The following is a 2,389-nucleotide window of genomic DNA, read 5'->3' on the forward strand; positions in this document are numbered from 1 at the left end:
GCAAGAATGACGGCGAGGAAGCCCAGCGCCGTGGAGAAGGTGAAGCCGGCCGTGCTGCCGGTCGCGATCAGCGCACCGACGATGATCACCGACGACACCGCGTTGGTGACGCTCATCAGCGGCGAATGCAGCGCCGGCGTCACCCGCCACACCACGTAGTAGCCGACGAAGCAGGCGAGTGCGAAGACCGTCAGGCCGGTGATGAAGAAGCTATGTTCGGCCATGGGTTCACGCTCCCACGCTGGCAGGTTGTGCCGGAGACGGCGTCGGTTCCGGCGCAAAGGTCGGATGGATCACGGCGCCGTCGCGGGTCAGTGCGATCGCCTTGACGATCTCGTCGTCCCACGGCAGCGCGAAGTTCTTCTCGGCATCGAAACAAAGGCTGAGCAATGCGAACAGGTTCTTGGCGTAGAGCATCGACGCATCGACCGCGATCCGGCTCGGCACGTTGGCGTGGCCGACAATCCTGACGCCATGCTTCTCGACGATCTCGCCGGCGACCGAGCCTTCGACATTGCCGCCGGCCTCAACAGCCAGATCCACGATCACCGATCCCGGCTTCATGGTCGCGATCATCTCGTCCGTCACCAGACGCGGGGCGGGACGTCCCGGAATCAGCGCCGTGGTGACGATGATGTCCTGCTTTTTGATCGTCTCGGCGATCAGGGCCGCCTGCTTGGCCTGGTACTCCTTGCTCATTTCCTTGGCATAGCCACCGGAGGTTTCAGCTTGTTTGAACTCGTCATCCTCGACCGCGACGAAGGTACCGCCCAGCGACTGGACTTGCTCCTTGACCGCCGGCCGGACGTCGGTCGCGGAAACCACGGCGCCCAGCCGCTTGGCCGTCGCGATCGCCTGCAAGCCCGCGACGCCGACGCCCATGATCAGCGCGCGGGCCGGGGGAACCGTGCCGGCCGCCGTCATCATCATGGGAAACGCCCGTCCGAACTCCGACGCGGCATCCAGCACCGCCCGGTATCCGGCAAGGTTGGCTTGGCTGGACAGCACGTCCATCGACTGCGCGCGGGTGATGCGCGGCACCAGTTCCATCGCCAGCGCCGTGACGCCAGCACTGGCATAGGCCGGCAGGTGATCGCGGTTGGAATGCGGGTTCAGGATGCCGATCAGCACGGCGCCGCGCTTCATCAGCGCCATCTCGTCGGTGCCTTCGGCGGCGCTCAGGGGATGCCGCACCTTCAGCACGACGTCGGCGTCGGCATATGTCGATGCGGCATCCGGAGCGATCTCCGCTCCCGCATCGGCAAAGGCCTTGTCCGGGATCGAGGCGCCGTCGCCGGCTCCGGTCTCGACGACCACCTCGGCGCCCAGCGCCTTGTACTTCTTGATGGTGTCGACCGAGGCCGCAACCCGCCTTTCAGAGGCGCGCCGCTCCTTCGGGATTGCGATTTTCATGGGATCGTGCTCCTCCGAGGCTTGTTCTTGCCTTCGCCACAATGCAGGCAAAGGGGGTCCGTTCGCGGCCCATCGCGGGGCCGCGCCGGTAGAAATCGGATGTTTGGAAGGTCAGGCGGCCATCAGTTCGCGCAGATGGGCCGCAAGGCTTTCGGCCAGCCCGTCCATGGAATAGCCGCCTTCCAGGACGGAAACGATCTTGCCGCCGCAGTGCCGCCGGGCAACCGCCATCAACTCCCGCGTCGCCCAGGCGAAGTCTTCCGCCTCAAGGTTGATGTGGGCCAGCGGGTCGCGGCGGTGGGCGTCGAAGCCGGCGGAAATCATCAGCAGGTCGGGGGCGAAAGCCTCGACCGCCGGCAGGACGAAGTCCTTCATGCCGCGCCGGAACTCTCCCGAACCGGTGAAGGCAGCCAGCGGGACGTTGACGACGTTGTCGTGATTGCCCCGCTCCTCGCGCGCTCCCGTGCCGGGATAGAACGGCCACTCGTGGGTGGACGCGAAGAACAGCTCCGGCTCGTCCTCCACCATGGCTTGCGTGCCGTTGCCGTGGTGGACGTCGAAATCGACGATGGCGACCTTTTTGACGCCATGCTTGCGGCGGGCGTGCTCGGCCCCGACGGCGATGTTGTTGAAGACGCAGAACCCCATCGCCCGCGCCGGCTCCGCATGGTGGCCGCAGGGCCGCACAGCGCAGAACACGTTGTCGATGCCCTCGTCCCCCAGCACCGCATCGACGGCGGCGCAGACCGCTCCCGATGCGCGCAGGATGGCGGAGCGCGACGTGGAGGAAAGGACGGTGTCGGCGTCCAGATGAACCCGCCCGTGGCTCGGCACCGCATCCAGCACGGCATCGACATAGGGCCGCTTGTGAACTGCGGCCAATTGCTCGACCGTCGCTTCCGGAGCCTCGCGCTGCTCCAACTGCCGGAAGTCGCCGGACCCGAGCACGTCCCAGACCGTATCGATCCGGGCCGGG

3 protein-coding genes are annotated in these 2,389 nt (G+C 66.5%); all 3 read right to left on the reverse strand.

Going from position 1 to position 2,389, the window contains the following annotated elements; translation table 11 throughout:
* Positions 1 to 224 (reverse strand): proton-translocating transhydrogenase family protein (locus AC5JJ6_RS09430; protein WP_496041793.1); only part of this gene is annotated, 224 nt, incomplete at its 3' end.
* A 4-nt stretch (positions 225 to 228) separates the two neighbouring features.
* A complete protein-coding gene (locus tag AC5JJ6_RS09435; protein ID WP_496041794.1) occupies positions 229 to 1,413 on the reverse strand; it encodes a Re/Si-specific NAD(P)(+) transhydrogenase subunit alpha in 1,185 nt (394 codons plus the stop codon).
* A gap of 111 nt (positions 1,414 to 1,524) precedes the next feature.
* Positions 1,525 to 2,389 (reverse strand): histone deacetylase family protein (locus AC5JJ6_RS09440; protein WP_496041795.1); only part of this gene is annotated, 865 nt, incomplete at its 5' end.

The sequence above is a fragment of the Skermanella sp. genome (assembly GCF_059503625.1).

Coding starts and splice junctions, on each gene's coding strand:
- AC5JJ6_RS09435 (WP_496041794.1), bottom strand. CDS start 1,413: ATGAAAATCGCAATCCCGAAGGAGCGGCGCGCCTCTGAAAGGCGGGTT.